A 6,170-nucleotide genomic window follows, 5' to 3' on the forward strand; every position below is an offset into this window, starting at 1 on the left:
TCAGAACGGACATGGCAGGCAGCGGGAGTAAAAATCCACACTGACGGCCGCGCTTTTAATACAATGTCAAGTATATATTTAATAATATTGATAATAAATGATTTAATCGCACATAATTTCCTTAACTTGGGTGGATTGACCAGCAACCGATCTTCGGTCGGCACCCTGGTCGAACGAACCACCGGCTTCGTCGTGCTGGCCAAGATGGACAACGCCACCACCAAGGCGGTCGTCGACAGCTTCTCGGCCGTCCTCAATCGCGAGCCGGCGGCCATGCGCAAGACCATGACCTACGATCAAGGCCGGGAAATGCATGGCCACAAAATCCTCACCGAGCGTACCGGCGTCCAGATCTATTTCGCCGACCCGCACAGCCCTTGGCAACGCGGCTCAAACGAGAATACCAACGGCCTGCTGCGCCAGTACATGCCGAAAGGATCGGACCTGTCGATCTACTCTCAGGAAGAACTCGACGCGATCGCTCTGTCGCTCAATACGCGACCAAGAGCAAGGCTCGGATATGAATCACCGCTCGTCGTCTATACTCAGCACAGCACACGGCTACAACATTCGACGAACACTGTTAATTAACCCAGTGTTGCGCTTGGAATTTGAACCCGCCTTCTGAAAAAACATTAATCACCATGAAGAATGGTAAAAATGAAATTTATTCTGCTACTTCTTTAGGAGGACCTCAGCATTTTGGCCAACAGCACATGCAGCAGCGATATGGATCCAGCTGACTGTTCCTGGACGAACATGTAAAACGTACAAAGAAAAAATTTCAATTGAAATTAAAATTATCGGCATAATCAATAATATTTTTACAAATAATGAATTTTCTTGATGTTTTTCCTTCCCGTCAGATTCAAGCGGTGTTCCGCGAAATTGACGACTAATATAAATTGCTGAAATAAATGCTCCAATCATCGCAAACAAACTTGCAAAAATGGTGTTGACAATGGCACTACTGGACGCAAATGAAGAATATGCCAATATTCCTGTTGTAACGCAGCATAAATTAATAAATATAGTAAGTCGGTTCAATTCTATATGCGTCATTTAATAACCAAAAATAATTAACATTAAAATGTCGTTCAAAAAATATACCTAAAAAGATAGTGACTACTCACACTTCACGACGATTACGAAAATATTTTAAAAATCAATGGACTAACTATTATGGAATAGAATAAATTTCCAATGGTTTCGATTTCACATAATTCGTGAAATTTAACATTTTCAATGGCAGAAGCAACATAACTCATTGCCCGTAAGGACTGAGTAGCCACTAGGATTATACATTACATCATACGGCAATCAACATCCACACTCCCTTCACTCTGGATTGTGTGTTTGACTTTCAGCCAATCCTACAATGTAACGATTTTCACGAAATTATCAAAACATTTCCATGATGGAATTAATGGGGTTCCCTAACTATTTCGCCGATCCAGTGCGATTAATTAACTCTTGTAATTTACTTCCAGCATACCCCCCCGCAGCGCTACCAAAATACCCCCCAAGCTGACGACCAATTACGTACCCACCCATCGCACCTACGGGGCCAAGTGGACTTCCAAGGAGTGCGCCAATTGCCCCGCCATATAATACTCCACCTACGCCACCAGCCAAACCACCAATAGCCGCGCCACCATCGCCAGCACCGCTAATTTCTTCAATTTCCATTGCATTTAATACTTGCATTTTACATCCTTATAAAGTTAGTCGAAAATACGGTCGACCTTCCGTCTGCTGAAATTACGAATTATTAAAATATTTTTACGAGATAGGAGATATTCAACACAAAAAAACGACCGGCGAGTCGCCATGGAAAATTTCATCTGCTATGTAGCAAAGTTAAAAATATGGAATTTCCAATAAACAAATCACAAATATATTTAATTTAAGATAACAGAAAAAATACTTCAATCTCAGTAAATTTATTTTTAATAAATATTAATTTATACTATATATATAAAATAATAATTTCCGTCAATAGATAAATTTCTTTGTTGCAAATTGGAAACATTACTCTATCGCGTTGTTGAGAAAATATGAACCTGCCCAGGAAAGAAACTAAAGTGGACCCAACCGTCAAGATAATTCGTGACTGTTCAGCGTCTATGCAGTGCAATCCACCCAAGTTAAGGCATTTCAGCAATTTTTCTGACTCATGGCCTTGTGCGGTTTTCGGCCTGGGCTTCGTGGTTTTGAGAGGTTTTCACGATGTTGATAGGTCCGGCCGGCAATCAAGTCGAGCAGTCCCCGCAGCAATTTCCCGACCTTTCTGCCGATCCTTGCGCCAAGCAGAAGAACGGGCATCAGCGGCTTGAGCGCGGTGTGGGCGTAGGCGTGGTTGACGCGTCTGCTATCGGGCAGATCGGCGTCGGCGTGGGCGGTCAGGGCGACGAGGGCTTGCAGGTTGTCGCAGACGATCTTGGCGGCGACGTCCTGGGCCACGGCCTGCTGGGTCAATTCTGTGACATGCTCCAGATTGAGCCGGTGCTTGAGCCGTTTGAGCGCCTCCTCGATGCCCCAGCGTTTATGGTAAAGCTCGGCGAAGCAGTCGGCCGGGTAGAGCTTGTCGTCGAACAGGTTGGTCATCAGAACGCGCTGCTCGCCGCTGGGCGAGACGTTGCGGACCAGGCGCACGCGCTGCGGTTTGCGCGGACACTCGTAGTCGAGCGCGTCCCTATTGTTCGGCGCGGGCAGCATGACGACCTGTTCGGGCGCGTCCGAGCGCATGAACGCGCGCACGCAGGCGAAGCCGCTGGCATTGTCGACGCGCATGCAGAACTTGATGGCGCGCTGGTTCAGCACGGCGACCAGCCAGCGGCAGGGATAGCCGCGGTCGAGCAGCAGCAGGTCGTCCGGGGAAAGCCGGTCGAGGTGTTCGAACAGGAACTGGCGTTCGCCGCGTTCGTGGACGTTGTGCAGGGAGGCGGCGAGCATCAGGTCAGGTCCCGGCAAGAACAGGCCGAACAGGATTTGATCGGCCAGCGCGGCGCGTTTAACATGGCTGGCCCGCAGACCGAAGCGCACCGTCGAGGCGTCGGCGGCGACCAGGCGCAGGCCGCGCCAGCGCGGCACGAACCAGTCCTGCTCGGCGCGCGCGATCAGCCAGTCGTTGAGACGGGGAATGGCGGTCAGGGAGAGCTTGGCGCGCGCCTGGCGAACGCCTGCTCGGACACCTCGTGGACCAACTGGGCTTGTTGGCGAAGATGGGCGAAGAAGGTGTCCAGTTCGACCTGGATGCTCATGCGCATGCCCGTCAACATGATGGCGACCAGCGTCGCCAAGGGCAGCTTGCGACAGCGCGAAAACGCGGTCGGATGATCGGCATGGCGGGCATCGTGGAGAAATTCTGTCGAACATAGTCGGGCGGCGAAATCTTGAAACAACGTGGTCAGAACGGACATGGCAGACAGTGGAAATAAAAATCCACACTGGCGGCCGCGATTTTAGTGCGATGTAAAGTGCATATCTAATAATATTAAAAATAAATCACTTAAACGCCCAAAATTTCCCTAACTTGGGTGGATTGCTATGCAGTGGGCTGGATAGGATTGCCGGCGAAGGCGCGTTGTAGCACTTCCAGCATACCGTGGCCCTGCTTGCGCAGCGTGTCGAGGCAGGAGCGAATGACACAGAAATTGTCGGCGCCTTCGACTGTGCGGAAGCAACCCGAAATCTTCTGTTTCACCTTGGGCATGCGCACTGCACGTTCAGCCACGTTGTTAGTGAACGGTACGGCGTGATCGCGAATGAACAGCAGAATGGCGTCGGCATATTTGCGGAAGCGCCGGAGCAGGTTGCAAGCGACCGACTGCTTGGCGCGGCCGCCCTTCCAGATGGGAAGTTCGACCTACGGATGCAGCGCCTCACCGGCTCCGACGATGGCATCAAAGAGTGCCCTGAATGCGGCGATGTCGGCCTCGCTGAAATGGGCTGCGGAGCGCCAAGCAGCCCAGCATAGTTGATTGGAGCTTAGAAGAAAGTCCGTCATCGCCTGAGGCCACTGGTGCCCCGTGAGTTCCTTCACGTACAGCAGTTCGCGCAGCAGATGAGCATTGCACAAAGCGTGTGTGGCGTCGTCCAGTTTCCAGTACGGCGCCCAGCAATCGTGCACCAATACGCCCAAGCGATTGGGCAAAATACCATGCGCGATGATCGCTTCCATACCACGCTTGGCGTGCAAGCCGTACCATGTGAGCGTGTCGTTGGCGGCGATATGAAGCCAGTGCAGTTGGCCGGCAACACGCAGGCTCGATTCGTCGGCGTTGACGAGCGCGGCGTCGCACAAATACTGCGCGATCAGATCGGATGTGCCTTGCAACGCCGTGCGCGCTTCGCCCACCCATACCACCAGCGTGCCCGGCGAAATGGCCAGGCCATACACGTCACGAATCAATTCGGCGGCGCGCGCATAGGCAGCATCTGCCCCTGCGTGAGGTGAACCGCCAGCATCCGCACGTTTGAGCCGTATTGCACGGGCTCGGTCACGCTCGCAGGGAAGGCACTAGTGTGTAGTTGCCCACACTGGCAGCGCACCGACAGAGTGCGGTGTTCCACGACGTCGAACGCAGCGACTGGCACGTCGAATACTTGGCGACGTTCACCGACGAGCGCATCCTGCAGAGGCAATTCAGGGTGACAGCGGTCGCAGTGTTCAGACAGCGGGTGATCAATGCGCTCGGTCGCCTGCAAGGCCTGTCTGAGTGTAGTGCCCTTGCGGCCAGTCTGACCGCCGGGCGGTTTGCCGGAGGACTCGCGCAACGAACTGGCCCTCTTGGCAAGGCCGTCTGACGACGACGGCTTGCGCGAATTACTGCTGTTCTTGTTGACCTTCGATTCAAGCGCCTCCAAGCTCGCCAACAACGTCAGAATAAGGATATCCTTCTGTTCGTGGGACAGTCCGGTCAGGTCAGGAGAGGAGGGCTTCGTTGCCATACCAGCATGATGAACGCGATCCCAATTGTTTACAACCAATTTCTGGCGTTCATAGGGGCTGAATAGTCACGAAACGCGTTGCATCCAGGATGATTGAAGGCCGTTGTCGGCCCAAGCGCCAGGTCTGCCAAACCCATTGGCCACATCAAGCGCTCCGTTCGATTCCGGTTGACGACATGCCCTTGGAGAAACAGATAGGCGACCATCCGTCTGCAGCCGGAAAACCGGGCGCGCGAGTACTCCGGGTCAATTCATGCGCAAAGCAATAGATCAGTTTCGTCAGGATTTGGGATGGCTCGCTGACGGTACGCACTGCCGGTCCATCGGCAGTTTCTCGCCCTAGTTCTGTGCAACCACATTCTAAAAAAACAGGTCTGCCCCCCGCCGCGCCGCCTACGCCAGCAGGCGCTCGGGGTGGCTATAGACGACGCAGCCGTGCTGGCGCACGAAGCCGACCAGGCAGATGCCGGCCTGCTCGGCCATGCGCACGGCCAGCGCGGTGGGCGCGGAGATGGTCGCCAGCAGGCCGATGTCGGCGCGCGCCGCCTTTTGCACCAGCTCGTAACTGGCGCGGCTGCTCATGAGGGCGAAGCCCGGCCCGCGCGCCCCGCCCCGCGCCAGCGCGCCCACCAGTTTGTCGAGGGCGTTGTGGCGCCCGACGTCCTCGCGCGCCAGGACGATCGCGCCGTCCGGCCCGGCCCAGGCGGCGGCGTGCAGCGCGCCGGTCAGGGCGTTCAGCGGTTGGCGCGCCGCCAGCGCGTCGAACGCCGCCATCAGCGCCGCCTTCGTCACGGCCGCCTGCGCGCCGACGGGCGGCATGCGCAGTTCCAGCGCGCCCAGGCTCTCCAGCCCGCACAGGCCGCATCCGGTGCTGCCGGCCAGGCTGCGGCGCTTTTCCTTGAGGCGCATGAAGCTGGCGCCGCAGATCGTCATGCGCAACTCGACGCCGCTGCCGCAGGTCGCCGGCACGCAGTCGATGTCGTAGATGTCGGCGGCGCTGTCGACGATGCGCTCGGACAGGCTGAAGCCGAGCGCGAAGTCCTCCAGTTCGAGCGGGCTGGCCATCATCACCGCGTGGCTGATGCCGTTGAAGACCAGGGCGACCGGGGTTTCGACGGCGACGTGGTCGTCGCTGGACACGCCGACGCGATGGACCGGCAGCAGGCGAACTGGCGTGGGGAGTTCGTCGTCTTCGTTCACGGCAACGCCCGCCCGAC

9 protein-coding genes and 1 pseudogene are annotated in these 6,170 nt (G+C 55.2%); 1 reads left to right on the forward strand and 9 read right to left on the reverse strand.

The window, feature by feature from the left end; translation table 11 throughout:
* On the forward strand, positions 1 to 591 hold a 591-nt coding region (locus Q0S71_RS06820), incomplete at its 5' end, for an IS30 family transposase (RefSeq protein ID WP_295993223.1).
* A gap of 84 nt (positions 592 to 675) precedes the next feature.
* Here Q0S71_RS06820 and Q0S71_RS06825 read toward each other — a convergent pair.
* The 9 genes and pseudogenes from Q0S71_RS06825 to fdhD all read right to left on the reverse strand — a co-directional run.
* Positions 676 to 1,062: a hypothetical protein gene (locus tag Q0S71_RS06825; RefSeq protein ID WP_295993225.1), complete on the reverse strand. Its 387-nt coding sequence runs from the start codon at positions 1,060 to 1,062 to the stop codon at positions 676 to 678.
* A gap of 378 nt (positions 1,063 to 1,440) precedes the next feature.
* Complete coding sequence (locus Q0S71_RS06830) at positions 1,441 to 1,707, reverse strand: hypothetical protein (protein ID WP_295993228.1); 267 nt, start codon at positions 1,705 to 1,707, stop codon at positions 1,441 to 1,443.
* A gap of 450 nt (positions 1,708 to 2,157) precedes the next feature.
* Complete coding sequence (locus Q0S71_RS06835; protein WP_295993232.1) at positions 2,158 to 3,093, reverse strand: transposase; 936 nt, start codon at positions 3,091 to 3,093, stop codon at positions 2,158 to 2,160.
* A gap of 56 nt (positions 3,094 to 3,149) precedes the next feature.
* Positions 3,150 to 3,422 carry a hypothetical protein gene (locus Q0S71_RS06840; RefSeq protein ID WP_295993234.1) on the reverse strand — a complete coding sequence of 91 codons (273 nt, stop codon included), beginning with the start codon at positions 3,420 to 3,422 and terminating at the stop codon, positions 3,150 to 3,152.
* A 125-nt stretch (positions 3,423 to 3,547) separates the two neighbouring features.
* Positions 3,548 to 3,715, reverse strand: a complete 168-nt coding sequence (locus Q0S71_RS06845; RefSeq protein ID WP_295993245.1) for a hypothetical protein — start codon at positions 3,713 to 3,715, stop codon at positions 3,548 to 3,550.
* 3 nt (positions 3,716 to 3,718) lie between these two features.
* Positions 3,719 to 3,856: pseudogene (locus Q0S71_RS27365) on the reverse strand (transposase); the annotation flags it as partial.
* Between the two features lie 12 nt (positions 3,857 to 3,868).
* The gene (locus Q0S71_RS06850) at positions 3,869 to 4,402 is read right to left on the reverse strand and encodes a transposase (RefSeq protein WP_367185281.1); all 534 of its coding nucleotides are present in this window, start codon (positions 4,400 to 4,402) and stop codon (positions 3,869 to 3,871) included.
* 8 nt (positions 4,403 to 4,410) lie between these two features.
* Positions 4,411 to 4,953 carry a DUF6444 domain-containing protein gene (locus Q0S71_RS06855; protein ID WP_295993239.1) on the reverse strand — a complete coding sequence of 181 codons (543 nt, stop codon included), beginning with the start codon at positions 4,951 to 4,953 and terminating at the stop codon, positions 4,411 to 4,413.
* A 393-nt stretch (positions 4,954 to 5,346) separates the two neighbouring features.
* On the reverse strand, positions 5,347 to 6,170 hold an 824-nt coding region (gene fdhD / locus Q0S71_RS06860), incomplete at its 5' end, for a formate dehydrogenase accessory sulfurtransferase FdhD (RefSeq protein WP_367185282.1).

It is taken from the genome of Rugamonas sp. (genome assembly GCF_025354735.1).
Taxonomy (GTDB): domain Bacteria; phylum Pseudomonadota; class Gammaproteobacteria; order Burkholderiales; family Burkholderiaceae_D; genus Rugamonas.